16 protein-coding genes are annotated in these 25,181 nt (G+C 72.7%); 13 read left to right on the top strand and 3 right to left on the bottom strand.

Translation table 11 applies throughout. The features are described from left to right. Window positions 1-30: 30 nt before the first annotated feature. The 4 genes from A6A25_RS37860 to A6A25_RS37845 all read left to right on the top strand — a co-directional run bounded on the left by A6A25_RS37860 (window position 31) and on the right by A6A25_RS37845 (window position 4,424). Window positions 31-2,160 (top strand): caspase family protein, encoded by a 2,130-nt coding sequence (locus A6A25_RS37860; RefSeq protein ID WP_073898701.1) that lies wholly within the window; start codon window positions 31-33, stop codon window positions 2,158-2,160. Beyond that, complete coding sequence (locus A6A25_RS37855) at window positions 2,160-2,885, top strand: hypothetical protein (RefSeq protein WP_073898699.1); 726 nt, start codon at window positions 2,160-2,162, stop codon at window positions 2,883-2,885. Before A6A25_RS37860 ends, A6A25_RS37855 begins: the two co-directional genes overlap by 1 nt. A gap of 137 nt (window positions 2,886-3,022) precedes the next feature. After that, window positions 3,023-3,511: a SigE family RNA polymerase sigma factor gene (locus A6A25_RS37850; RefSeq protein WP_073898697.1), complete on the top strand. Its 489-nt coding sequence runs from the start codon at window positions 3,023-3,025 to the stop codon at window positions 3,509-3,511. A 13-nt stretch (window positions 3,512-3,524) separates the two neighbouring features. Further along, the gene (locus A6A25_RS37845; protein ID WP_073898694.1) at window positions 3,525-4,424 is read left to right on the top strand and encodes a hypothetical protein; all 900 of its coding nucleotides are present in this window, start codon (window positions 3,525-3,527) and stop codon (window positions 4,422-4,424) included. Window positions 4,425-4,899: 475 nt separating this feature from the next. Here the strand turns inward: A6A25_RS37845 and A6A25_RS37840 are convergent, their stop codons facing one another. After that, the gene (locus A6A25_RS37840) at window positions 4,900-6,534 is read right to left on the bottom strand and encodes a PQQ-dependent sugar dehydrogenase (protein WP_083668990.1); all 1,635 of its coding nucleotides are present in this window, start codon (window positions 6,532-6,534) and stop codon (window positions 4,900-4,902) included. 1 nt (window position 6,535) lies between these two features. Next, the gene (locus tag A6A25_RS37835) at window positions 6,536-7,471 is read right to left on the bottom strand and encodes a lysyl oxidase family protein (protein ID WP_073898692.1); all 936 of its coding nucleotides are present in this window, start codon (window positions 7,469-7,471) and stop codon (window positions 6,536-6,538) included. Window positions 7,472-7,672: 201 nt separating this feature from the next. On the opposite strand from A6A25_RS37835, the gene A6A25_RS37830 reads away from it, so the two are divergent. The 9 genes from A6A25_RS37830 to A6A25_RS37790 all read left to right on the top strand — a co-directional run bounded on the left by A6A25_RS37830 (window position 7,673) and on the right by A6A25_RS37790 (window position 19,110). Beyond that, window positions 7,673-9,439 carry a hypothetical protein gene (locus A6A25_RS37830; protein WP_143193680.1) on the top strand — a complete coding sequence of 589 codons (1,767 nt, stop codon included), beginning with the start codon at window positions 7,673-7,675 and terminating at the stop codon, window positions 9,437-9,439. Beyond that, entirely contained in the window at window positions 9,432-11,285 is a 1,854-nt protein-coding gene (locus A6A25_RS37825; protein WP_073898688.1) for a TOMM precursor leader peptide-binding protein, read from the top strand. Before A6A25_RS37830 ends, A6A25_RS37825 begins: the two co-directional genes overlap by 8 nt. A gap of 18 nt (window positions 11,286-11,303) precedes the next feature. Continuing rightward, window positions 11,304-12,752, top strand: a complete 1,449-nt coding sequence (locus A6A25_RS37820) for a SagB family peptide dehydrogenase (RefSeq protein WP_083668988.1) — start codon at window positions 11,304-11,306, stop codon at window positions 12,750-12,752. A 207-nt stretch (window positions 12,753-12,959) separates the two neighbouring features. Beyond that, a complete protein-coding gene (locus A6A25_RS37815; protein ID WP_073898684.1) occupies window positions 12,960-13,145 on the top strand; it encodes a hypothetical protein in 186 nt (61 codons plus the stop codon). 98 nt (window positions 13,146-13,243) lie between these two features. Continuing rightward, window positions 13,244-15,652: a lantibiotic dehydratase gene (locus A6A25_RS37810; protein WP_073898682.1), complete on the top strand. Its 2,409-nt coding sequence runs from the start codon at window positions 13,244-13,246 to the stop codon at window positions 15,650-15,652. Beyond that, window positions 15,645-16,562 (top strand): lantibiotic dehydratase C-terminal domain-containing protein, encoded by a 918-nt coding sequence (locus A6A25_RS37805; protein WP_073898680.1) that lies wholly within the window; start codon window positions 15,645-15,647, stop codon window positions 16,560-16,562. Before A6A25_RS37810 ends, A6A25_RS37805 begins: the two co-directional genes overlap by 8 nt. Further along, a complete protein-coding gene (locus A6A25_RS37800) occupies window positions 16,559-17,635 on the top strand; it encodes a thiopeptide maturation pyridine synthase (protein ID WP_073898678.1) in 1,077 nt (358 codons plus the stop codon). The genes A6A25_RS37805 and A6A25_RS37800 overlap by 4 nt, the downstream gene beginning before the upstream one ends. 27 nt (window positions 17,636-17,662) lie before the next feature. Then, window positions 17,663-18,574, top strand: coding sequence for an endo-beta-N-acetylglucosaminidase H (locus tag A6A25_RS37795; RefSeq protein ID WP_241829133.1), 912 nt, complete (start codon window positions 17,663-17,665; stop codon window positions 18,572-18,574). Window positions 18,575-18,657: 83 nt separating this feature from the next. Then, window positions 18,658-19,110 (top strand): ATP-binding protein, encoded by a 453-nt coding sequence (locus A6A25_RS37790; protein ID WP_083668986.1) that lies wholly within the window; start codon window positions 18,658-18,660, stop codon window positions 19,108-19,110. Between the two features lie 325 nt (window positions 19,111-19,435). Here the strand turns inward: A6A25_RS37790 and A6A25_RS37785 are convergent, their stop codons facing one another. After that, on the bottom strand, window positions 19,436-25,147 hold the full coding sequence (locus A6A25_RS37785; RefSeq protein ID WP_073898674.1) for a CHAT domain-containing protein: 5,712 nt from the start codon (window positions 25,145-25,147) through the stop codon (window positions 19,436-19,438). Between the last annotated feature and the right edge of the window lie 34 nt (window positions 25,148-25,181).

Here is a 25,181-nt window from a genome sequence, read left to right as displayed (position 1 = left end):
CGATCCCCTGTCGACCCGCTTGGAGGAACAGTGCCGCACGCCCTCGTGGTCGGTATCGACCAATACGCCGCGAAACGGATTCCCTCACTCAAATGCGCCGTCAACGACGCGGAAGAGGTTTCCCAACGACTGAAGTCCGCGGGTTTCGAGGTCGTCACGCTCACCAACCAGGCCGCCACGCGCCGGGACATCCACTGGGAACTCGAGGTCGGCCTGAACGAGCGCGTCAAGGACGCCGACGAGCCCGTGCTGATCTACTGGTCCGGGCACGGCATGTCCGACCTGCGTGAAAGCGCGGACAGCGACCGCGGCTGGTCGACGTTCCTGCTCCCCCACGACGCGGACATCGACCAGCCACTGGCCTCGGCGTTCCCGGTCCAGCAGGTGTGGGCGCTGCTGCACAGGATCAAGACACGGCGACTGCTCGTCATGCTGGACACCTGCTTCAGCGGCGCCTTCGCCGGCGACAGCCGCGGCTTCTCCATCGGCGCGAAAGGCGGCGCGGTCGACGCGACGGACGACTTCCTGCGCATGGAGGGCCACGGCCGGGTCGTGATCTCCGCGTGCGGCCCCAACGAGGTGGCCCGGGAGAACGACCGACAGGGGAACGGCCACTTCACCACGGCGGTGCTCACCGTGCTGGACCGCGGTCTCGACAACGGCGACCACCGGGCCAACGTCACCGCGCTGATGTCCGAGATCCGCGACCTGGTACGCCGCGAAACGCGGGACAACCAGACACCGTCGCTGCACGTGGCCGCCCAGGGCTCGGATTGGAGCATCCCGTTGCCGACCCCCGGCCCGTACCAGCCTCCCCTGCCCAGCTGGGCGTTCGTCGGCACGTCCGGCGGGGTCGGCAAGACGACGCTGGCGATGATGACGGCCGAACTGCTGGCCGAGTCCGGCAACACCGTGCTCTACCTCGACGCCGACATCGCCCAGCACGGCGGCACCAGCGAGTGGTGCCAGCGGGCCAAGGTCGACATCGGGTCGATCCGCACCTTCGCCGACCACGTGGCGGCGTTCTCCAAGGAACCGACCCGCACCCAGCAACGTCACCTCAACGACAAGCTGCTCGACGTCACACCGGAATACCTCAAGCGGTTCGACTGCGGGAAGATCCTCCTGCTGCCCGCCGCACGCACCAGCGACAAGCTGTTCGTGTTCAACCTCGTGGCCGAGATCAAGGACCGCCGCTCCAACGCGGTGTGCCGGCAGATCCTCGACGCGGCGTTCGACCGGGGCCTCCGGCAGGGCGCCAGCTGCGTCGTCATCGACTGCGGCGCCCAGTTCGACCCGCTCGTCGTCAACGCCATCACGTCCGCGCACCACCCGTTCATCGTGGCCGCCGCCAGGGCCGGAGCCAAGGACTCACGGGAAACCATCCTGAGCAACTGCACCCAGACCGTCGACGACTTCAACCGGATGAGCGTCGAGACCGTGGTCAACCGGGTGCCCAGCAGGGAAGCGCTGGTGCGCCACTGGGGCGATCCCGGCTACGGCAAGAGCTTCCACTGGCTGCCGTTCGACCGCAAGCTCTTCCAGGACTGGGAAGAAGGACGCCCGAACTTCGAGCTCGGCTACGACGACCTGAGCCACTCCTGGCACGAGATCCTCGTCGCATCCGACCGCAACGGCTGCGACGGCCGGCACCGGGAGTTCCTGCCGAGCGAGTGGGACCGGTTCAGCAAGTGGTCCTTGTGGCTCGTCAACAATTCCGGATGGGCGGAGATCATGCGGGACTCGCTGAGTCGCACGATCCGCCGTTCCTACTTCATCGGGGCCGTCTACCTGGCCGTACTGGCCACCGGTCTCACCAGCATGCTCATGCACATCCTGGCCGAGAAGCCGGAAGAGGACCCGTCCTTCCTCCCGCAGTGGCTCGCGATCACCCTGGTGGCCGTCTTCGGGCTCGGCATGGTCGGCAACATCGTCGGCAGGTTGCTCCTGCGCCGCCGCCGCAGGGTGATCGAGGAAGTGGCGAAGCACGCTGTCTCGGTGGACGAACTCAAGAGGTGGTTCTCCGTGCCGCTGACCGACGGCCCGTGGTGGAAGGTCTGGCAGTCCAGCCGCCGCGCGGCGATCCGGTGGCTGCACAAGCAAGTGGTCGCGGCACGCGCGAGCCAGTTGCCGTCCACCCAGTCGTTCGAGGTGTCCTGATGAGGACGCTCGGGTTCTCCTGCACCTACGTGCGGTCCGCCGACGAGGATGCGGGGACCTCGTGCGGCCGCCGCGCCACCCGACGCAGGCATGGCGAGGCGAAGTGCCTGGGGCACTGGGTGGTCGAGTACCTGCTGAGCATCGCGGGAGGCACCGAGCACGCCCGGAAGACCTGGGCGGTCGCGAGTTTCATCATGTTCATCCTCGCGGTGGGTTCACCCTGGTGGCTGCGCACGGTCACCCTGCCGCACGCGATCGCGTCGGTGGTCCTCACCGGCGGGTTGCTGGCCTGTTTCCTGTGGGAACACCCGCTCGGCGGGGTCGCCTGCCTGGTGTCCGCGACGCTGACCGCCCCGATCTGGGCCAGGGGGAGCGGGTTCAAGTACTACCTCTTCAACCCCGAGGCGGAGATTCCGGCGAACTCCACGAGAGCGAGGCAACTGCTGGCCACGTCCCTGGAGTTGCAGGTGGCTCTCGTGTTCACGTTCTCGGTCGTCGGATTCGCCATCCTCTACTTCTTCAACAGCAGGTCCGAAACGAGGTTCTGGCGAGGGCTCAGCTTCGCGCTGGGCATCCTGGTGTTCCTGTCGGTGATGGTCCTCGCGGTGGCGACGGGAGGAAGGAGCGCGGCCTTGGTGCCGTGGCTGGTCGTGGTGTTCGCGGCCATCGCCGTCGCCCGAGGCGGCCGCTTCGCCAGGAAGCTCGCCGCGATCCTCCGGGTCTAGGCGGCGGGCGGCGCCCACGGTGATCCGCCTCGGCTCAGTGGACCTCGGCTGGAATATTTCCTCTCGACTGGAGGCAACCTCGCCGCATCCGGAACGCGTTCCTGGTGTTGTAGAGCACAACACAGGAGGTCACCGGGGTGAAACGCGCCGAGGAGAACACGTACCGCGAGTACGTGACGGCTCGGATGGAGGCGATGCGGCGCACCGCGTACCTCCTGTGCCGGGACTGGCACACCGCGGACGACGTCGTGTCGATCACCATCAGCAAGCTGTACCGGCACTGGCCGAGGGTCGGCGGGACACCTGGTATCGACGCGTACGTCCACAAGGCGCTGCTGCGCACCTGGCTGGACGAGAAGCGCAGGCCGTGGCGTCGTGAGCAGGCCGTGGAGGAGCTGCCCGAGCTGCCGACGGCGGAGGAGTTCGCCGTGGTCGGCCGGGCGCAGTTGCTCGACCTGCTCGACGGGCTGCCGCCCAAGCGCAGGGCCGCGGTGGTGTTGCGCCTCTACTGCGATCTCTCGGTGGAGGAGACCGCCGAGATCCTCGGTTGCTCCGTGGGCACCGTGAAGAGCCAGACCGCGCGAGGGCTCGACACGTTGCGCGCCAGGGCAGCGCAGTCCGACTAGCGAGAGGTGCGTGATGGACAAGCAACTGTTCGACGACGCGATCGGGGAGGTGCCGCCGTCCACGGTCGACGTGGACGCGGTCATCGTCCGCGGCCGCCGCGCGGCCCGGCTTCGCCGTGTCACGCACCCGACGGTCGCCGCCGGGGTGGCCGTGGTGCTGCTGACCGGTGTGGCCGCGTACTCGATGACAGGGGGCGACAACGGTGGCGTGACCGTCGGCTCGGCACCCCCGACGTCTACCACGACACCACGGGACTCGACGCCACAACCGTCCGGACCCACTCCGGCGGACCTGGTCACGACGCTCCCGTCGATGCCGGACCCGGTGCCCCCACCGCGGTGCGCGCAGGGCGACCTGGACACCGTCGCCGAGGCCGCCGGGCGCCTCACCCAAGCCGCCACGGAGGCCGTGCGGGAACAGCGTCCGGACGTACAGCTCGTGGCGAACGCGATGTTCCCGCAGGGCACACCCCGAGGTCCGCTGGAGTTCTACCAGACGGTCGAGCCGGCCTACCCCGACGTGTCCGTCTGCGACATCCGGGCCACCCTCCACGCCTGGGCGACCGCCCGCACACCACTCGGTGACGGCAACATCGGGTTCGAGACCAGGGTCCCCTTCACCCCCACGCTGAACCCGCCGTGCGACGAGGAGGGCACCCCCGACCGGGTCGACTGCGCCGAAGTGACCGGACCACGCGGGGAGAAGATCCTCACCGAGACGTTCGAGTACAAGCGCGGCACCCGCAAGCACCAGGTGCAGATCATCCGCGTGGACGGCACTTACCTGCGGATCCACTCGGAGAACGTCGCCACGACACACGGCGATGGCGGACCGACCGTCCCCGAACCCCCGTTCACCGTCGAGCAGCTCATCGCCATCGGCACCGACCCGGCCATGACGCTGTTCCCGTAGACCAGTGGGCGAGCGCCACCCGAACCGACCCCGGACGAGCACCACTACCAGGCCTTGCAGGGGTCGCCGACGAGCCGGGGGTTTGAACGGCGCCGGGGCGGTGCGGCCGCGATGCGCTTCCGCTTTTCACCGGTAGGGGTTCGTGTCATCCCGCCGACCTGGCGCAGCCCTACCGCACGTGTCAAGGGGGCACCTCTCGGCATGACCGGCGCGTCGGGCTGGAACCGCCCCCTTGACGCGTGTGGTAGCCCGGAGGGAGGTCGGTGGGATGACACGAAACCCGGTACCACCAACCCAACAGCAGTTCCCGACGCAACGAAACCCCGAACGGCACCGGGGGATGTCATCCTGCTGATCTGCCCGTCCGGCGAGGACTCTTTGAGGCTTTGAGGCTGCGAGGCTTTCAAGCCCAGCCGGTTCGAGCGGCCACCCGCACCGCGGGCAACAGGTCCGCGAACAACCGGTGCCGGACGTACTACGAGCCGGTGCCGAGGGTGACGTGGAGGAGGTGGTCATTGCCCTCGACATGGGACGGGTGGCGTCTGGCGCTCGTGGTCAGCCAGAGGTGGCCGTCGGGGGTCGGTTCGACGGTGCGCAGGCGGCCGTGGGTGCCGTGGAGGTGGGGTTCCGGCGCGGTCAGGGTGTCGTCGGTGATCTGGAGGCGGTACAGGCGGGCGCCGCGCAGGCAGGCCACGTAGAGCGCGTCGTGGACGATGGCGATGCCGCTGCACGACCCCTCGGTGGTGGGGTAGGTGTGCTTCGGGGCGAGGAAGCCCGGTTCGTCGCAGTTGCCCGAGGTGCCTTCGCAGCGGGGCCAGCCGTAGTTGCCGCCGCGCACGACCAGGTTGGTCTCGTCCATGGCGTTGTTGCCGAACTCCTGTTCCCACAACCGTCCTCGGGAGTCGAACGCCAGGCCCTGGGGGTTGCGGTGGCCGTAGCTCCACACGGCGTTGCCGAAGGGGTTGTCGGGCGGGATCGTCCCGTCCGGGTCGATCCGCAGGACCTTGCCGGCGAGGCTGTCGCGGTCCTGGGCCGACTCGCGGTGTTGGGCGTCGCCGGTGGCGATGTAGAGCTTGCCGTCCGGGCCGAAGCGCAACCGTCCGCCGTTGTGGTACTTGTTGCGCGGGATGCCGCTGATCAGGACCTGCGGGCTGCCGGTGAGCACCCCGTCGGTGTAGCGCAGGCGGACGACGCGGTTGTCGGTATCGGTGGAGTGCATGACGTACAGCCACGGGTCGGTGGTGAAGTCGGCGGCGACGGCGATGCCCATGACGCCGCCCTCGCCATCGGTTCCGGACGCGCCCGGCACCGTGCCGACGGTGGTCTTGGTGCGCGTGGCGGGGTCGACGTGGACGATGTCGAAGGCGTCGCGGCGGCTGTAGAGGACCGTGCCGTCGGGCAGGGTCGTCAGGCCCCAGGGCAGGTCGTCGGCTGCCACCGGCGTGACCGCGCAGATGGCCGTGAGGCACGCCGGACCGGTCGTGACGGCGGCCGGCGCGCTTGCCTGGGAACGGTTGCCCCGGGCGTCACGCGCGACCACGCGGTACTCGTAGCGGGTGGTGGGCGCCAGGCCGCTGTCGGTGTAGGTCGTGGTGCGACCGGAGACCCGGCTGACCCGGACATCGTCGCGCAGGACCTCGTAGCCGGTGACCGCGGTGTCGTCGGTGGCCACCGTCCACGTCACGCTGACCGCCGTGCCCCGCGCGGTCGCACTCACCGCGGCGGGCGGTGCGGGAGGCTCGGTGTCGGTCTCGCACTGCGGCACGCGGACCGTGACGGTCGGGCCGGCCTGCGAGACGTTGCCCGCCGCGTCGCGGGCGTTGACGTAGAGGCCCCACTCGGCTCCCGGTACCACGGTGAGGTGGGCGGAAAGCTCAGTGCCGGCAACGGATGTCAGGTGCTGGCCGTCGTGGTACACGTCGTAGTGCGCCACACCCACGTCGTCGGTCGACGCCGTCCACGACAGCATCGCGCTTTCGCAAGTCACGTCACTCACGCGCGGGTCGCCCGGCGCGGTGGGTGGTGTGGTGTCGTCGGCCCCCGACGCCGACGCGGCCGGTGCCGTCACCGCGAGGAGCACGGCCACCAGGGCTGTCGCGTACCGCGGCATGTCAGGGGACCGGTGGCCGCGGCCGGGCGCAACGCTCCTGGCCCGGACAGCTGCGGATCAGGCGCACCAGCGGCGGTTCGGTGATCACCTCCGGCGGGTTGCGCGCACCCCCGGGCCAGTACAGCACGATCGCGATGGAGGAGGCGTTGTTGGCGTAGTCCTTCTCCACCAGGCCGCGGTCGGCGTTGACGACGTTGACCACGTCGTACACGCCCGACGGCACGTGGGTGAGATCCAGCCACTGGAAGTCGACGTCGTGACGGTAGTCGTCACCCCATCCCACGGAGATCCCCTGCTTCACCGCCAACACCGACGGCTTGTGGCGCTTGCACATGTTGACCCGCAGGAACTTCGCCAGCTGACCTGCCACGCTGTCCGGGTCCTTCGGGCGCGCGGGCGGGTCGTCGGCGGTCCGGTAGCGGTCGCCCAGGCAGAAACCGTTCTTGCGGTCCGTGACGACCGTGCCTCCGTCGTGGGTGCGCAGCATGAAGTGCTCGAAGTCCAGCAGGTGCCAGTGTTCGTGGGTGGCGGCCGGTTCGTAGTACACGGTGGCCGGCAGGTCCCGCTGCGCCTCGTCGTAGGAGGCCGGAACCGCACCGTCCACACCGGACTGGACCGCCTGTCGCGCCCGCATGGTGGGCTCGTCGGCGGACCGCTGCGCGTAGATGACCAGTGGCCCATCGCCGACGTTGTCGACGGCGCTGGTGAACCGCAACCGCACCGCGGCGGCCGGCCCGCGCTCCAGGCACGGTCCCGTGGGACTGGACGCGTCGGCCACCAGGCACACGTCCCAGTCACGGCACTCGGCCGGTTCGACGGTCGTCCCACCACGGCAGCCGACGGGTGCCTGCCTCAGATCCGGCAGCAGCGGCTCGGACGGCGCGGGCGCCCCGAGCGCGACCACGACCGCCACCACGGCCGGAATTCTGCTGAACACGTCGGCGAATCTAACACCGCCCCCCGACACCGGGAGCCCGGTTCATCCTGGGGTGGCAGGGGCCAACTCGCGCGGGTGCTCGCCGGTGACGTGTCGTCATCACTCGACCGTGGTTGCTCGTCACGCTTCGAGCACCGGTCGCGCCGGCGGACGTCGGTTACGTTCGAGGAGCAGCGCACCACTGTCGCGAAAGGACTCGGCATGCGACCACGGCTTCGTGCCGACGTGCGGTACGTCAAGAGCCCGGACGGGGTGTACGTGCGCGGCTCCGCCGGTGCGTGCACCCTGACCGGTGGGGCGAGCTACGAGTGGCTGGACCGGCTGGCCCCGTTCCTGACCGGCGAGCACGCGTTGACCGACCTGGTGGCGCCGTTGCGCGACGAGCAGCGGGACGTGGTCGAGCACCTGGTCCGGTCGCTGGTGGAACAGCGGTTGCTGGTGGACGCGCGGGAGGACCGGCCGCACTCGCTCAGCGCGGACGAGCAGCGGGAGTACGCGCCGGAGATCGCGTTCCTGCGGTACGGCGCGGACTCAGCCGAGCACCGGTTCGAGCGGTTGCGGTCGGCGCGCGTGGCGTTGGCAGGCGGCGGTCCCGTGCTGGCGGCGGTGCTCGAAGCGGGGTTGCGGTCCGGGTGGCGGCGGGTGGCGGTGTGGACGGACGCCGCCGAGGTCGACGGGTTGCGCGCGGTGGCGCGCGGTGCCGTGCGGGACGCCGCGCAGGACGTCGTCGTGGACGTGGGATCGCCGTCGGACGCCGATCTGCTGCTGCGCGTGTCCGACCGGCCGGACGACGTGGTGCCTCTCGGTGCGCGGGCGGTCGGACAGGTGCTGGTGGTTGGTGACGAGGCGTGGGTGACGGCGGTCGGGCCACCCGGACGGGTCGCGATGTCGTGCCTGCGGCGGCTGGGGGCGCTGCGCGGCGGGGACGACGACCTGGTGACCGGGCCGGTGCCGGGGATCATCGCGGCGCACGTGGTGTTGTCGTGCTTCCACCACCTGACCGGGACGGCGGACGAGGCCGCGGAACCGGTGTTGACGCGGATCGACCTGCGGACCCTGTCGGCCCGCACGCACCGGCCCCTCCCCTACACGTTCAGCGATGTCGTCCCCGCGGTCGCGCCTGAGGACCGGGCGGACGAGCGGCTGGTCGACGAGCGCGTGGGCGTGCTGCGGCGGCTGGACGAGGACGACCTGCCGCAGGTGCCGCTGGCGGTGTGCCGGGCGACGGTGTCCGACCCGGAGTCGGTGCTGCCGCCCTGGGCACCGCTGCCGGTGGTGGTGGGCTGGGGCTTCGACCGCGAGCGGTCCCGGTCGCACGCCGTGCTGGCGGCGCTGGCGACGTACGGCAGCCTGATGGGCCGGGGCGGTGCCGGCGTCGACCTGCTCACGGGCCGCCCGTGCGCGCTGCCCGCGGTCGCGGCCCGTGCCCCGTACCGCGCGCCGGTCGGGGTGGCGGCGGGCCGGTCGTGGGGTGACGCGGTCGCGGCCGGGTTGCGGGCGCACTGCGAGGCGCTGCTGGCCGATCGCCCGGAGCCGGGCCGGCCGTGCGACCCCGACACCGTCGTGCGGTCTTCGGGTGACGAGCGGGCGGCCGAGCTGGTGCGGTTGCTGCGCGCCGGCGGCAAGCCCGTGGTGGTGTCGGACCTGGGTGACGTGCTGGGCGTGCCCGCCTTCCGGTTGCGGGTGGCCGGGGACTGCGTCGTGACCTGCGCGGCCACGACCGCCGAGGCGCTGCGTGACGGACTGGAACGCGTGCTGCTGCACCGCCAGTGCGAGGTGGAGCCGGTGATCACGCGGTGGGTGGCCGAGGGTGACGGTGTCCCCGCGGCCGACGACCCGCGCTGTCGGGCCCTGGCCGCGGCGCTGCGCCGCGCCGGCCACTCGCCCGCGGCCGTGCCCCTGGTGGTCGATGACGCCGTGCGCGAACGCGTGCCCTGCCTGGTGCGGGTGGTGGTGGACGGTGACTGACCTGCTGACCGACGCCACCACGCGGACGAGCGTGGGCGTGTTCGGCTCGGAAGCGCTGCGCCTCGCGATGGCCAACGCACTGGGCGAGGAGTGCGTGCGAGCGGGTGGTGTGGCGGGTTCGACCTGGCTGCCCGTGCGGGTCGACGGGCCGCACGTCCGCATCGGTCCGCTCGTTCGGCCGGGTGTTCCCGGTTGCGACACCTGTGCGGAGCGCCGGTGGGAGGCCAACCGGCCGGATCGGGAGGGCTGGGCCGCGCTGCGCCGCGAGTTCGGTGCCGACCCGGTGGAGCACCCGCTGGTCACGACGGTCGCGGCGCACGCGGTGGTCGAGGTCATGCTGGACGAGCTGGCCCGGTCCGACGGCCGCACCCGGGACGCCGTGCTGGTGCTGTCGCTGACCACGGGCCTGCTCACCCGGCACGTGCTGCTGCCCGATCCGCTGTGCCCGGACTGCGGTACCCGACCCGCGGACGACGCGTCCGCCGCCGTGATCAGCCGCCGCCCCCTGCCCAAGACCGACCCCCGCACGCTGCGCACCACCCGACTCGGCGACCGCCGGCCGGAGCTCGTCGAGTCCTATGTGGACCAGATGACCGGGGTCATCGCTTCCCTGTCGGCGGACGCGCCGCACGGCATCCCCACCGCCGCGGCCCGCCTGGGGCCACCGAGGGCGGGCAGCGAGTCCCGGCACGGCTACGGCCGCGCGTCGGACTTCCGCACCGCGCGCCTCACCGCGATCACCGAGGCGTTGGAGCGGTACGGCAACCACCGGCCCCTGGGCCGCCGCACCGCGGTCACCGCGCCCTACAACGACATCGCGGACCGGGCGCTGGACCCGCGCGAGCTGGGCCTGTACCCCGACGACTGGTACGACCGGCCCGGGTTCCCGTTCGCGCGCTTCCACCCCGCGCGACCACTGGCCTGGGTCTGGGGTTTCTCGTTCGGCCGCTCGGAACCGATCCTGGTTCCGGAGAGCTACGCCTACTACGGCCCACGCTCACGATCGCAGGACACCCGACTGGTCTACGAGTGCTCCAACGGGTGCGCGTTGGGCGGGTGCTTGGAGGAGGCGGTCCTGCACGGGCTGCTGGAGATCGCCGAACGCGACGCGTTCCTGATGACCTGGTACGCCCGGCTGCCCGTGCCCGCCCTCGACCTGGACTCGGCGCGGGACAAGCGCATCCCGGTGATCGCCGAGTTCGTGCGGCAGCGCCGCGGTTACGCGATGTCCGCCTACTCGACCACGCTGGAACAACGGGTGCCGGCGGTGATGGTGCTCGGCATCGACGTGCTGGACCGCCCCGACGTCCCCCGGCACGCGCTCAGCGCCGCCGCTCATCCCGACCCCGAACACGCCCTGCTGACCGCCCTCACCGATGCCGCCGCCGGCATCGGCAGCCGCATGAGCGGCTTCGACGTCGACCAGGCGGCCCGGATGCTCGCCGACGCCGACGAGGTCGAGGAGATGCCCGACCACGCCCTGCTCTACGGCCACCCCGGCACGGCGGAGCGATTCTCCTTCCTGGACGGGGAGACCCGGCTGACGCTGTCGGGACTCCGGGCGGCCACCGCCTGGCCGGTCCACCACGACCTCGGCGACGACCTGGCCGAACTCGTCGGGCGCTACCTCGGCACCGGCCTGGACGTCATCGCCGTCGACATCACCGCGCCCGAGCAGCGCGCGGGTGGTTTCGCCGCGGCCAAGGTGATCGTGCCGGGCACGCTGCCGATGACCTTCGGCCACCGCTACCGCCGCACGCACGGCCTGCCGCGCCTGCACACCGTGCCGCGCCTGCTCGGCCACCCGCCCGGACCGCTCAACCCGCACCCGCACCCGTTCCCCTGAGCACCCCCGGGAGCAGTCGTGTCCGAATCACGAGTGGTCACCACGGAAACCCCACCGGGTTTCGTGCCGGGTGACGCGGCCCGGCGCTACCTGCGAGCGCTGGCCGAACGCCGACGCGAGGACGTCGACTGGAGCGCCGCGCCGCCGGGGTACAAGCGCTACCCGCCCGACGGCCGGGTGGTGCTGCCGTGGCGGGAACCGTCGCTGCCGGGCGACCTGCTGCGCGGCCTGCTCGGCGTGACCCGCGCGGAGTGGTCGCACGGCAGCGGTCCGAAGGCGGTGCGGCTCAAGCGGCCCGCACCGTCGGGTGGTGCGCTGTACCCGATCGAGGCGTACATCGCGCTGACCGAAGGGCTCTACCACTACGACGCCGCCCACCACGCCCTCGACCTCGTCCGACCGGGCGACCACCGGCCGCTGCTCCGCGGGGCGCTGGACCGACCACCGGACGGTGTGCCCGAGGTGGTGGTCGTGCTCTCGGCGGTGTTCTGGCGCAACGGGTTCAAGTACCGCGAGTACGCCTACCGCTTGCAGTGCCAGGAGGTCGGCGTGCTCAGCGCGCAGGCGTTGGTGCTGGGCGAGCGGCTGGGGGTGGACACGGCCGTGCACTGGCGGTTCGACGACGCGGTCTGCCAGTGGCTGCTGGGGCTGGACCCGGCGCGCGAAGGCGTGTTGGGCGCGTTCACCTGCGGCACGGCCACCACCTCGGGTCAGCCGCCCGGTCAGTCCGTGCGGACGGGGGAACACCCGCCGCCCAGCGTGGTCGACCGGTTGCCGCTGCTGACCGCGCTCCACGCGGCGGCGGCCGGGCCACAACCCGGCGTCCTGCCACCACCGCCACCGGCCGCGCATGGTCCGGTCGTGCGCCTTCCCGCTCCCCGCGCCGTGCGGTTGAGCGACGGGCTGGCGCCGCGAGGGTCCCCGGACAGCGGCTTCCTGCCCCGCCCCATCACCGCGGGCACCCTCGCCGCGATCCTGGCCCACTGCGCCACCGGATACCCCGGCGACCTGCCCGGCAGCGCCGCCGCCCCGGTCACCCTGACCCCGTACGTCCTCGTCCGGCGGATCTCCGGCATCCCCGCCGGGGCCTACCGGTACGACCACGGGACCGGCGGGCTGGTCGCGACCGGCGGCACCGCCGACATCCCGCTCCACCGCCTGCGCCCCAACACCCGCCTGGCACTGCCCGAGGCCGCCGCGGTCGTGGTGCCGGTGGGCGACCAGGACACGGGCAACGCCTCCTTCGGCGACCGCTGGTACCGGCTCCAGCAAGCCGAAGCGGGCCTGGTCGTGCACCGCGCCACCCTGGCCGCCACCGCCGCCGGCCTCACCGCCCGCATCCACTCCGACGGCGCCAACACCGCCACCGATGGCGCTCTGGGCCTGACCGGACCGCTTCGGTCGCTGTCATTCCTGCTTCTGGGTACGGCCCGACCTGGCAACACGGTGACCACAGGGCTGGGGTGACCGCCCGTGTCCCGATCTCCAGCCCTGTCAGGTGATCCCGCGGTGCCGCACCGCGAGCCCGATTACCCCTCGTGCCGGAGGGAGATCGTCTTCCGCTACCCGCGCGGGTGACTGACCTGCGGACGCGGCGAGGACCGTGCTGCACTGGCTGCGGTGTCCGGAAACCTCTCGGGCACAACGAAACCACCGACATGGAAGTGATTTCTCATGACTGCCTCCAAGCCCGTCCTCAGCCTCGACGACCTCGCCGTGGAGACCATCGGCGTCGTGCCGGCCGTCGGCCCCGAGGACTTCACCCAGGGTCACGGGCTCACCGAACTCGGCGCCTCCAGCGACGACTGTGACAGGGCCGGCGAATGCGCCAGTTGCGAATGCGAATACGGCCGGATGTGATAAGCGGGAGCCCCGGTAATCGGATCGCCTCGACCGCCTGAGGAAGTGGGGGCGCCCGCAGGGGCGTCCCCACCCTTCCCTTCGTCTGGAGTGGACCGTTGCAGCCCAGCGCACTTGCCGCGGAACCCCCGACCGCGGGGTTCGGCACGCACGCCGTGATCGGCGTCCGGGTGGCCGGCGTGCCCGTGTCCGACCTCGACGCCCTGCGGTGCCCGCGCACGGAGGCCGTGCTGGACGAGGCCGTGGCGCACACGCGGTGGCTGCGGGCCGAAGGCTCGGCGTTGTCCGACCTGCTGCACCCGGTGATCGGGCGCTGCGCCGACGCGGACCGGCCGCTGCTGGTGGCGTTGCGGCGGGCGGTGTTCCGGGGCAGGCGGCCGACCGGGCGGGTGTGGGCGGCCCGCCGGGCACTGCCCCCGGACCTCGCCGCCCGGGTGGAGCGGTGGGCGACGCGGGCGGGCCGTGACGTGGCGGCGGAGGTCACGCGGGCCGTGGCCGAGGACCGCGTGGCGGCCCTGGCGGCGCTGCGGGTGGCCGCCCGGCGCGACGCGTTCCGGCTCGCCCTGGCCTCCGCCAGCCCGGACCTGACCCGGGCGGTGGCCGCCTGGCTGGACGACCCCGCCGCTCCTCAGCCCGGCGCCGGCGCGGTGGCGAGCCTGGCGAAGTACCTGGCGCGGGCGGTGGCCAAGCCCAGCCCGTACTCCTCGTTCACCCTCAGCGGGCTGGGCGGGTGGTGCGACCGCGGGCCGGCGGTGACCACGTCCGGCGACCTCGACTGGCTCAGCGTCCCGGAGGTGGAGCGGCAGGCGGTGCTGGCCGTGTGGTCCGCGCTGGCCGAGCGACTGTGGGACCACGTGGGGCTGCGCGTCAACCCGTCCGTCCGCCCGGACGGCGGCCGGCTGTGGTTCCTCACCGCGTCACCCGGCGAGCGGGTCGTGTCCGTCGCCGCTGCCGAAGCGGTGCTCGACGTGCTGCGCTTCGTGCGCGCCACCACGCGACCGACCGCCGGATCGCTGGTGCGCCACCTCGCGGGCGAGCGCGACTTCGTGACCGGGCTGATCGAGTTGGGACTGCTGGAACCGCTGCGGCCGTTCCCCGACCAGTCCACCGACCCGTTCGACCACCTCGCCCGGTGGGTCGAGGCGCACGACGCCGGATCGCCGTGGCCGCGACGGCTGCGGGAGCTGCGCGGGCAGGTCGCCGGCTACCGGGAGCCGGGCACTGCCGCCGAGCGCGTCGAGCGGGCGCGGCTGGTGCGCGCGTCGCTCGACGGGCTGCTCACCGACCTGGGCCGTGAGCCGTGGCCCGCGCACCGGCCCGTGCTGCTGGAGAACTCGGTGCTGGCCCGGCCGGTCGTCACGTGCGCGCGAAACCGGTGGCAGCCGGTGCTCGACGACTTGGACGCGGTGCGCGGTGTCCTGGGCGCGGTGGACCGGTCGCTGGGGTTCAAGCTCCGGCTGGCCGCGTTCTTCCGCGACCGGTTCGGCTCGCGGGCGCGGGTGCCGTTCCTGGCGCTGTACCGGGAGTTCCGCGCCGACCCCGGCCCGGTCGGGCCCCGGGTCGACCTGCGGCGCGCCGTGCTCTCCGCGCTGTACGGCGACAGCGCCGAGGACGTCGTCGCCGTGGACCCGCAGGCGCTCGCGAAACTGGCCGCCGGTCTGCCCGCGCACGTCGTCGCGCCGCGCTCGGTGTGCTGCTACGGCCAGGAACTGCCCGGGTCGGGGTTCGTGCTCAACACCGTGCGCACCGGTTACGGCTGGGGCGTCACCCGCACCGAACACCTCCTGCGCGCCGCCGGTGTCGCCGTGCCCGACCGGACCTCCGCGCACCCCGACGTCCTGCTCGCCGAGTGCCGGGCGGCTTTCGGCTCGCAGCTCAACCAGCGGGCGCGGGCCGTCCCGTACGTCCTGGACCACCCCGGCGGGGAACCACCGGACGGTCCGGCGCTGTCCCCCGCCGACCTGTGGGTGCGGCACGACCCGGCACGCGGCCGGCTGGTCCTGTGCGACCCCGGCGACCGGCCCGTGCTGCCGCTGGCGCTGGGCGGGCTCGTGGCCGACCTGCTGCCGCCGGCGCTGCGGTTCCTGGTGGCGGTGTTCGGCGAGCCCCAGACGGCGTTCACCCTCCCCGACGACGTGGGCTGGCGTCCCCCGGTCGACGGCGTGGCCCGCCGCCCCCGGCTGGAGGTCGGCCGGGTCGTGCTGGGCCGCGCCGGGTGGCGGGTGGACGCCGCCGACCTGCCCGCGGACCTGCCGGCCCTGGCCCACTGGCGCGACCGGCACGGGGTGCCCCGACGGTGCTTCGCGCGCACGGCCGGACGCCGCGACCGCGCCCGCAAGCCGGTCTACGTGGACTTCGCGAGCTTCTTCGCGCTGTCCGCCCTGCCCCGTGAGGGGGTCGTGGTGTTCGAGGAGCCGCTGCCCGATCCCCTCGACGCCCCGCACCACGGCGTGCACGGGCAGCGCGTCACCGAACTCGTCTTCGAGCTTTCGGACCGCCATGGTTGAGCCGACGTGGATCGCCGTGCACGTCTTCCACCGCGGCGACCCGGACCTGTTGATCTCGCAGGCGATGGGTCCGCTGTGCGAGGACCTGGTCCACGCGGGCCAGGCCGACGACTGGTTCTTCCTGCGCTACTGGGACGGTGGCCCGCACGTGCGGCTGCGGCTGCGCGTCACCGGGCACGCGGACCGCGTGCGGGCGGCCGTGGTCGAGACCTGCGCCGCTCACGTGACCGCCCACCCCTCGCCCGCCGACGGCTGGACGCAGCACCGGTACGAGGTCGTCGCCCGTCGCCGCGCGTCGGCCGAGCGCATGACCCGCTGGCAGCGACGATTGCGGCCGGTCGACACGGTCGAGTGCGCCGAGTACCGGCCCGAGCACCACGCCTACGGCACCGGGGCCGCGTTGCGGGCGGTCGAATGGCACTTCACCGACTCCAGCCGCATCGCCACCACCCTGCTGACGACCCCGCACGACCGGCGCGCCGCCGCGGCCCTGGCCATGCTGACCCTGGCCGCCGCCGTGTGCGAACCCGACCTGGCCCGCGCGTCGGCGCGCTTCCCCCGCGCCTCGCGACTGCCCGAGCACTACAGCGCCCAGGCGCGGTCGCTGTGGTCGTGCGCGAGCTCCGACCCCGAACCGACCGACGCCCTGGGAGCCTGGCTGCGCTCGATCCGTGCCCTGCACACGACGTTGACCGGCCTCCCGGGGTTCGCCCCGACCGACGTCCTCTCCCCCTTCGCCGCACTCGGCCGCGCCCTGTGCCCCGACGACCCGGTGGTCCCGTGCGTCGTCCTGCGCTGCACGCACCTGCTGTGCAACCGGCTCGGCCTGCCGGCGGCGACCGAAGCGCGACTGGTGTCCCTGACCACCGCGATCCTGTCCCAACTCCACGACGAGGTGGCCCCGCTGTGAACACCTGGCACTGCGTGCACGTCCAGTACTACGCCCCCGACAAGGACGCGTTGATCCTCGACGCCGTCCGGCCCCTGTTCGAGCAGTTGCGCCCGCACGTCGAGCGGCTGCACTTCGCCCGCCACTGGCGTCGTGGACCGCACCTGCGGCTGTTCGTGAAGGCCGATCCGGACACGTGGACCCGCGTGGTCCGACCCCGGATCGACACCGTCGTCGGCGGGTACCTCGCCGAGCACCCGTCCACGCACGTGCCCGACGTGGCGCGGGAGTTGGCCGAGCACCGACTGCTCGCCCTCCACGAACGCGAAGAGGGGCCGCTGACGCCGTGGCTGCCCGACAACACCATCCACGAACAGCCTTACGACCCCCGCGCACACGTGGTGCGCAGCCCCGAGACCGCCGAGCTGATGGCCGGGTTCGCCGCCGACAGCACACCGCTGGTGTTCGACATGCTCGAGTCCGTCCGCGAGGGCCGGGACCGCAAGGACCTGATCGCCGTGGAACTGATGCTGACCACCTCGTCGACCGTCCGCCCGCCGATCACCCGCAGCTTCGTGTCCTACCGCTCCCACGCGGAGGGCTACCTGCACGCGTGCAACGACCCGGAAGCCGTCCGCACAGCCTTCGAGCACCACTACCAGACCCATCGGCAGTCCTATGTGGACCGGGTACGGGCGGTCCTGGCGAACTCGCCGCCCACCACCCCGCACGCCCGCCCGTGGGCGACCCTCTGCCACTTCTACAGCCACCGCGTGGAGCCGCTCATCGAGGCAGGCGCCGTCTTCCCCACCCTGCCCGGCGACCCGCCCGCCAAACCGCTCCGCACCCCGATGCACGCGAAGATGTTCGGCAACCGGGCGTTCCGCGAGAGGATCTTCAACGACCCCGGCTTCCGGCGCTACCGGTTCACGCTCAACTGCACCTACGTCAACATCAGCCGGCTGGGCCTGTCCCCGTACGAGCGGATGCGCACCTGCCACGCGGCGGCGAACGCGGTCGAGGAGGTCCACGGCGTCTCGGCACTCGACATCGTGGACCGGTTCGTCACGGCGCACCCGAACACACCGGCCTGACGGCCACAACGCGAAGGAGGTTGGTCAATGATGGTGAAGCTCGCGCGCAGTACCGCTCTCGCGGTGATGGCCGCGGTGACGCTGCTGGTCGGATCGATCGCGCCCACCTCGGCGGTGGCGCGACCGGCCAAGGAGGGGCCGATCACCACGGTCTACGTCGAGGTGAACAACAATCCCGAAGTGCGGGAAGTCGGCAGGTACCGGCTCGCCAAGTCCGGCGCGAACGTGTTCGACATCGCGATCATCTTCGCCGCCAACATCAAAGCCGACCCGGACAACAAACCGAGGCTGTCCTTCAACGAGAACCTGCAGTCGGTGCTCCAGAACGCCGAGACCCAGATCCGACCACTCCAGCGCAGGGGCATCAAGGTGCTGCTGTCCGTGATCGGCGACCACGACGGCATCGGCGTGGCCAACCTGCAGTCCCAGGAGGAGGCCGCGGCGTTCGCCGAGCAGCTGGCCGACGTGGTCGCCGAGTACGGGCTCGACGGCATCGACTTCGACGACGAGTGGGCCGACTACGAGAAGGGCAACCCGGTCAACGAGTACTCGTTCCCGTACCTGGTTTCCGCCTTGCGCGACCACCTCCCCGACAAGCTGATCACCTTGTACTTCTACGGCCCGGCGACGACCACGTTGCGGTACGGCGACATCGACCTCGCCAAGGTGTTCGACTACTCGTGGAACTCGCAGTACGGCACGTGGGACGTGCCTGATATCGCCCTGCCCGAGCAACGCCTCGCACCCGCTGCCGTGAACTTCACCGCAACCCCCGCGGATGACGCCGCCGCACTGGCACGACAGACCGTCAGTGAAGGGTACGGTGCGTACCTGACCTACAACCTGCCGCGTTCCAACGTGCGGCCGTACGTCTCCGAGTTCACGCGCGAGCTGTACGGCAGTGACGCGATCTACTGGGGCAACAAACGGGTTGGTTGACCACATCGGGTGATCAATCTGCGGTGTTGTCGATCAGGGGTCGGGGTATCCAGGCGGAACGTTCCACGACAGGGAGGACCGCCATGACCACGAGCAAGGATGCCCCGACCCCGTCAAGACCTCGGCTCACCACCCCGTCGGCACCCTTGGTGCTGGAACTGGTGGGTGACGTTCCTGATCTGGCCGACGTGCGGCGGTGGACCGGCGAAGTTCTCGCCGACCTGGGCGAGGACGAGATCACCGACGCGAAGTTGGTGGTGTGCGAGCTGGTGACCAACGCCTACGAGCACGGCGAACACCCCTTGCGCGCGCGGCTTTGGCGGGCCGGCGACTCGATCCGCATCGAGGTGACCGACCTGTCGCCGCGACTGCCGGTGGTGCGGGATTCCTCGGTGCGGGTGACCCGTGGTCGCGGCATGGTGCTCGTGGACCGGCTGTGCCGGCAGTGGGGAGCCGTGCGCCACGCGGTCGGCAAGACCGTGTGGGCCGTCCTGGAACGGCGGCCTGGACGCTCGAACACACTGCTGCCGGGCTGATCCCCGCTGCCTGAACCTGGTGATCGCTCCTGATCTCCACCGGGTTCACGCTGTCCGCCGGGAACCGGTCGGCGCCGATCCCGACGGCGGCCGGCACGTACTGCTCGCCGGTCTTGTCCTTCCAGACCTCGACGCCCCAGAAGTTGTTGCGGTTGCACCGCTCCCGGCTGCTGGTGCTGCTCCAGCTGTTGACGAACGGTCCGGAGTGTCCACTTCGGCCGCACACCACGCGCGAAAGGTCAGCGGCGCGACCGGGCCGGTCCACCGTTCGGTCACGTGGGCAGGAGTTCGCGGGAGACCGGGTTGGTGCTGGTGACGGCGGAGGTCAGGCGCCCGTGTGGATGTAGGGCGCCCAGCGGGTCGGGTCGCGGGGGTCGGCGTCGCGCAGGGCCCGCACCGTCCGGTGCAGGGCGTGGGCGGTGTCGGTGAGGTTCAGGCCGGTGCCGTTGATCAGTGCCGTGTAGACGGAGGTCGCCACGTCCACGGCGGTGCGGTCGGTGACGGTCCAGAGGGTGGCGATGACGTGGCGGTAGCCGGCCAGTTGCAGTGCGGCGGCGAGGTGGATGGCCTCGTCGGGCAGGGTGGTGCCGCCGACGGCGGTGTGGCACGCGGACAGGTAGGCCAGTTCGGCGTGGGCCAGGTCCAGGTCGGCGACGTCGAGCACGGTGAGCGGTTCGTCCCACAGGTACAGCGCGCCGGTGGAGGGGTCGCGCACGTCCTGTCCGCCGTGGCAGGCGAAGTGCGCGTACGCGTGGGTCCGCAGGTCTTCGGTGACGACGGCGTGGGTGGCGGCTTCGCCGACGCGCAGGGTGTGCGACCCGGGCAGTGCGCGTGAGAGGAATTCGGCCTCCGCGCGTGCTCCGGGCAACGGGCTCAGCGTGCCGCCGCCGGGCGGTGGTTCGGGCAGGCTCACGGCGAGCAGTCGCCGGTCGGCGGTGGCGGGCGGGTCGGTCTTGCGTGCTCTGGCGAGCGCGCGCAGCGTCGGGGCGTAGGAGGAGACGACGCGGTCGAGCACGGTCCGGCCGGCCGGGGTGTCGGCCGGGTCGTGGTAGCCCGCGGCGTGCAGCGGCAGCAGGGTCAGCAGGCCGGTGGGGCACCACCACACCCGCTCGCCGCCCGCCAGGCCGAGGTGGTCGAGGACCGGTCCGGCCACGGTGTCCCACAGCCACTCCAGCGTCACGTGCAGGGTCTGCTTGGCGCTGGTGCGGGTGAGGTCGCCGGGCGCGGCCGGGCGGCCGAGCACGCGCAGCGCGCGCAGGTAGGCGGTCACCCGCCGGGTGGTCTCGGCCGCTGACAGGTCCGGCAGCGGGATGTGCTCGACCGGCCCGTCGCGGCGCACGACCAGCGCGTCGCACCGCACGTCGTAGACGTTGATCAGCACCACCGGCCCGTCGGGCAGGCCGTCGCGCAGGGCGGCCAGCGGCGGCACGCTCAGCAGGTGCTCCAACCCGGGCAACGCCCGCGCCCGGGCGAGCAGCCGGTCCCACTCCTCGGCCAGCCGGATCCGGCGGTCCTGCTCGTGCCGGGCGGCGTCGGCCGGGAGCACGGCGGGCACGGCGGGAACGGTGGGCAGGCCGGGTGAGAGGCCGGTCGGCGCCTCGACGTCGCCCGCGCCGGCCAGCTGGGCGGCCACGCTGCGCAGCCGGTCGTACAGGGCCGGGTCGCGCTCGCGCAGCTCCGACGTGTCGTCGCGGGTCTGCAACGCCTGGGACCACAGCACCGAGCGCCCCTGTTCGAGCAGCTCCACCGCGAGCTCGGGGTTTCCGCCCTCCAACGCCGCCGCCGCACCGGCGGAGGCGAAGCCGTCCCACTGGTCCAGTCGCCGTTCGCGGTCGCCGCGCGCGACACCGTGCCAGGCGAACCGGGGCAGCAGGGCCGCCGCCCTGCTGAACCCCTCGACCGCGGACGGCCAGTCCGCGCGCCGGGCCGACAGGAACGCCCACGTGGTGGCGGCGGATGCCCGCATCGCGGCCGTGGCGGACCGTGATCCGGCGGCGGTGCGGCAGGCCGCCACGGCGTCCTCGTAGTCGGCCGCCGCGCCGTGGCGGACGTGTCGCCGACGCAGCACCAGGCCCAGGTTCAGCCAGCCCAACGCCTGACGCGGGTCGTCGGCCGGGATGGTGTCGATCGCCCGGCGGCTCTGCTCGATGGCCTCCTCCGCGTCACCGTCCTGACCGCGGCGGTCGTACCTGGCTTGCAGCACCGACCCCAGGTTGAGCCGGTACACGGCGCCGTTGGCGTGCGCCGGGTCGGTGATCGCGACCGCGTCCCGCAGCAGCGCGACGGCATGGTCGAGGTCGTCGCCGCTCCGGTGCTCCTGGTACCGGCTGTAGCGCATCATGGCCAGGTTCGACAGGAGGTGCGCCCGGTGCGGGTGCCCCTGCGCGGCGCGCTCGACCGCCTCGCCCGCCGCCTCGATCGCGGCGTCGAGGTCGGGTGCGTGCTTGCGCTCGATGAAGCGGATGTGCAGGGCGACCGCGTGGTTGAGCAGGCAGGTGACGGCGGTCGCCTCGGACGCGTCGTCGATCGCGGACCGGGAGATGTCCACCGCCGCGTCGAGGTCCGCCGTGGAGCCGAGGTGCCTGGCCCTGGCGCACAGCGCGTTGCCGAGGTTGGTCCGCATGAGCGAGCGCATGGCGCCACCGCTGGTGTCCACCGCCGCGCGCATCACGTCGATCGCCTCGTGCAGGTCGGTGATCGCGCCCGTCCTCTCGTACCTGGCCCACAGCGCGGTGCCCAGCCCCATCAGCTGGTGCGGGGCGAGGACGTGCCCGCCGGGCAGCTCGGCGACGGCGTCCCGGCCAAGGTCGACCGCCGCGGTCAGGTCGGCGAGGGAACCGCTGTGCTGGCCGCGGACCAGCAGGCCGTTCGCCAGGGCGATCGCGGCCGACGCCCGCTCGGGCGGCTGCAACTCCGGCAGGGCCAGGGCGCGTTCGGCGGCGGTGACGGCCTCGTCCAGGTCGGCCGGGTCGGTGCGGCGGATGTACCGGGTGCGCAGCGAGTTCGCCAGCTCCGACAGGGCACCGGCACGGGCACCGTCGCCCGCGGTCGTGGTCTCGGCGGCACGGCGGTGCGCCTCGACGGCTTCGTCCAGGGCGGCGAGGTCGTCGGTCCGCTCGAACAGCTGGGCCAGGGACGTGCCGAGCAGGACGAGCAGCGTGGTGTGGTGCGCGTGGTCCGGCGCGGTGGTCCGCAGACCGGTCCTGGCGACCTCGATCGCCTCGGTGAGCTCGGCGGGGTCGCCGGTCTCGCTGAACCGCAGTTGCAACGCGCGGGCCAGGTGCAGGTGGACGGCGAGGTAACCGGGCGTGCCGGCGGGAAAGCCGGTGCCCGCCTCGCGCAGCAGCTCCACCGCCTCGTCCAGCGCCTCCGGGTTCCGCGACCACTGCGCGCGCATCATCAGCGCGAGCGCCAGCTGGGGGCGCAGCCCGTCGTGCGGCTTGCCGGGCGTGGCCTCGGCGAGGCCCTGGCGCAGCACGGCGATGGACTCGTCGATGTCGGCGAACTCGGAGTGGTGCAGGAAGCGCAGGGTCAGGGCGAGCCCGAGGTGCACCCGGCACTCGGCCAGCGCGGGGTGCGCGCCTCGGGCGCCCGCCACGGCGGTGCGCAGGACCGCGATCGCCCGGTCGAGGTCGGCGGGATCGCGGTGCAGCTCGTACCGGCCGGAGCGCAGGGCGGCGCACTTCGCGCTCAGGGCCAGGGTGGCGGCGTCCGCGGGCGGCAGTTCGGGGAGCAGCTGTTCGGCTTGCCGGATCGTGTCCTCGATCGCGTCGTCCAGGTCGGCGGACGTCCCCTGGTGCTGGACCCGCTGGTGCAGGACCAGGGCGAGGTTGTTCAGCAGGGGGCCGCGCCCGCTGCCCGTGGTGCCCGGCAACGCGGACCGCAGCACCGCGGTGGCGTCCGCCAGGTCCGCCGTGGACCCGGTGATCAGGTAGCGCTCGACCAGCAGCTCGCTCAGCGTGAGGACGGTGAACACGCCGGGGACGGGGTTCAAGGTCATCGCTTCGCGACAGGTCCCGATCGCCTCGGTGAGCCCTTCCGGGTCCCGTGCCGCGCGTGCCGCCCAGCCGACCGCGCCCGCCAACGCGTTCAGCACGTCGGCCCGGTACGGGTCGTCGGCCGGGGTGCCGTCGACGGCCGCGCGGGCGAGGCGGATGGCTTCGGCGAGGTCGTCGGGATCACCCGCGATGGTGAAGCGGAGCTGCCGCACGAGCGCGGCGGTGCGGCGGACCCGGGGCAGGTCGCGGTGACCGGCGGGCAGCAGCGCGGCGGCGCGGTCCGCCGCGTCCACCGCGCGGTCGAGGGCGGTCCGCTCCCCGGTGGTGTTGAACCTCGCGGTCCACGTGGAGGCGAGTTCGTGCAGGCAGCCGGCGCGGTCGGCGTCGTCGGTGACCAGCGGCGCGATCGCGCGCAGCACCGCGATCCGCTCGTCGAGGTCGGTGTGCCGCCCGGTGCGCTCGAACCGCTGCAGCAGCAGGTTCGCGTGGTTGCGCAGGTGCTGGGTGCGCAGCTCCTGGTCGGGGATGCCGGTCCGGACGGCTTCGCGAGCCGCTTCGACCGCCGCGTCCAGGTCGCGTTCCGAGCCGGAGAGCCGGAACCACTCCCGGGTGACCTCCGCCAGCTTGAGCCGGGCCGCCATGAGGACGTGGTGGTCCCCGTCCGCCACGGCCTCCCGCAGCAGCCCCATCGCCTCTTGGAGCGCGGCGGCGTCACCGCTCTCCCCGTACCGGGTGGTCAGCACGTCGGCCAGGGCGAACATCGCGCGGACGCGCTGGGCGGGCTCCGCGGCCTCGGCCGACAACGCCGCACGGGCCGCCCGTTCGGCCGCCGGGTGGTCGTCGCGCGCCGCCCGCCGGATGGCCACCAGCACGCCGTCCACCTCGTGCCGCAGCGGGTGACCCTCGGGCACGGCGGCGTCGGCGATGGCGGCGAGCCTGGTCGCCTCGGCCAGGTCGCCCTCGTCGGGTGTGCCGTAGGCGCGCCCGTGCAACAACCGCAACACCAGCCCGGTGATGAGCTTCAGCAGCGCCGTGACCCCGACGTCGTCGGACACCGTGCCGCCACCGGCGGACCACACCGCCGACATGTGCCGGACGCACTCCTCGATGTCGGCGACGTCGGCGTGCTCGCCGCCGCGGTAGAACCTGATCTTGAGGGCTTCGCTGAGGATCACCAGCGCGACGCGGCGGTCGGGATCTCCCTCGGCACACGCGGCCACGACGTCCCTGGCCACCGCCACGCACTCGTCCACCTCGTCGGACGGCGCGCCGCGCTCGCACCGGACCGCCAGTGCCGTGGCGAGCGCGAACAGGCACCTGAGGCGGTCGGTGTCGTCGGGTGGCAGCGCCTTCGCACCGCGCAGGAGTTCCGTGGCCTGGTCGAGGTCGGCTTCGCGCCCCAGCACCTGGAAGCGGGTGTGCAGAGCCAGGCCGAGGTTGAGCGCCGTCGCGGTGGCGAGGTGGTGGTCGGGGTGCTCCAGGGCGGCCCGGCCCGCCGCCGCGGCCTCGTCCAGGTCGGCCACCGCGCCGTAGCGCTCGTGCCGGGCGGCCAGCAGGACGAGCAGGTTGTACCGGTGCACGGTGAGGTCGTCGCCCTCGACCGTCCGGCACGCGGCACGGCACGCCTCCACCCCGAGGTCGATCAACTCCGGGTAGCCGGTCGTCATCGCACCCCGGGCGATCACGGTGGCGTAGTAGCCGCCGACCCCGTCGAGCGGCATCACGGGGACTTCGGGGTTCTCCGCACGCCACTCCAGCACCGGCGGGGGCACCGCCCGGGGTAACAGCGCGGCGATCGGGCCGTAGAGGCTCAGGCACACGTCGAGGTCGGGGCCGCCGATCTCCGGCCGCAGGGCGCCGTAGCGCAGCCAGTGCAGCGACGCCACGGTGGCCACGGCCTCGGGGTCCACGTCACCGGTGATGGCCGGCAGCACCAACCGGGCGGCCTGCGCCAGCGCGTCCGGGCCGAGCACGTCGGTGGCATCACCGACCTGCCCGCACCGCGCGATGCGGTCACTCAGGGGAATGGCGTCCCGCATGCCCACCGACCTCACGTGTTCACCCGCTACGGTT

This window comes from Saccharothrix sp. CB00851 (assembly GCF_001905065.1).
In the GTDB taxonomy this organism is placed as follows: domain Bacteria; phylum Actinomycetota; class Actinomycetes; order Mycobacteriales; family Pseudonocardiaceae; genus Actinosynnema.
Note: the sequence above shows the minus strand (reverse complement) of the source record. Positions and strands in the feature narration are given on the sequence as shown.

Coding starts and splice junctions, on each gene's coding strand:
- A6A25_RS37790 (WP_083668986.1), top strand. CDS start 18,658: ATGACCACGAGCAAGGATGCCCCGACCCCGTCAAGACCTCGGCTCACC.
- A6A25_RS37785 (WP_073898674.1), bottom strand. CDS start 25,147: ATGCGGGACGCCATTCCCCTGAGTGACCGCATCGCGCGGTGCGGGCAG.
- A6A25_RS37815 (WP_073898684.1), top strand. CDS start 12,960: ATGACTGCCTCCAAGCCCGTCCTCAGCCTCGACGACCTCGCCGTGGAG.
- A6A25_RS37830 (WP_143193680.1), top strand. CDS start 7,673: ATGCGACCACGGCTTCGTGCCGACGTGCGGTACGTCAAGAGCCCGGAC.
- A6A25_RS37845 (WP_073898694.1), top strand. CDS start 3,525: ATGGACAAGCAACTGTTCGACGACGCGATCGGGGAGGTGCCGCCGTCC.
- A6A25_RS37840 (WP_083668990.1), bottom strand. CDS start 6,534: ATGCCGCGGTACGCGACAGCCCTGGTGGCCGTGCTCCTCGCGGTGACG.
- A6A25_RS37855 (WP_073898699.1), top strand. CDS start 2,160: ATGAGGACGCTCGGGTTCTCCTGCACCTACGTGCGGTCCGCCGACGAG.
- A6A25_RS37795 (WP_241829133.1), top strand. CDS start 17,663: ATGATGGTGAAGCTCGCGCGCAGTACCGCTCTCGCGGTGATGGCCGCG.
- A6A25_RS37805 (WP_073898680.1), top strand. CDS start 15,645: ATGGTTGAGCCGACGTGGATCGCCGTGCACGTCTTCCACCGCGGCGAC.